General features: G+C 47.2%; 1 pseudogene. It reads right to left on the reverse strand.

From position 1 onward, the window contains the following. A pseudogene (locus BJU60_RS14830) lies at positions 1 to 546 on the reverse strand (transglycosylase SLT domain-containing protein); the annotation flags it as partial. Positions 547 to 600: the final 54 nt, after the last annotated feature.

Raw genomic sequence — 600 nt, forward strand, 5'->3', positions numbered from 1 at the left:
GACGTTTTCGATAAACCAGCCTGCTACTGCACTGAATGTTTCTTGGATCCACGTCCAAGCATTGACTAAACTCGACCAGATGGATGATGCTACTGTGACCACCGTACTGCTTAATGGTGTCCAGACATTTTCTGTGAACCAAGTCGCAACTGTTGACCAAACTTCAACAATTTGGTCTTTGATTTCAATGGCTTTTTGGCCAATCTTTTCAAATCCGCCGCCATCAAACCATTTTCCGATCGTTTCACCGATAGATTCGCCGCCCATACTTACAGCGATGCCGCCTACTAGACCACCGATGGCTGTACCTACTCCTGGAACTACGCTTCCAATAGCTGCACCTGCTGCAGCACCTGCCATCCCGCCGGCGATACCGCCTCCAGTCGTACCGATCTTTTCACCAGCATTCTCTTTTTTCATACCGATTAAATTTGTTGCACTAAGTAAACCACCTAGAATAGGTACTTTCTTTAATAATTTACCGCTCCCTTTACCGATATTTTTCATCGCATCCCCTAGTCCACTTAACCCCTTGCCACCTTTCATTAGACCCGTAAGCCCGCCAACTGAAGCTGCGATACCCGCACCTTTCTTTAGTCC

This window comes from Exiguobacterium aurantiacum (assembly GCF_001766415.1).
GTDB lineage: Bacteria > Bacillota > Bacilli > Exiguobacteriales > Exiguobacteriaceae > Exiguobacterium > Exiguobacterium aurantiacum_A.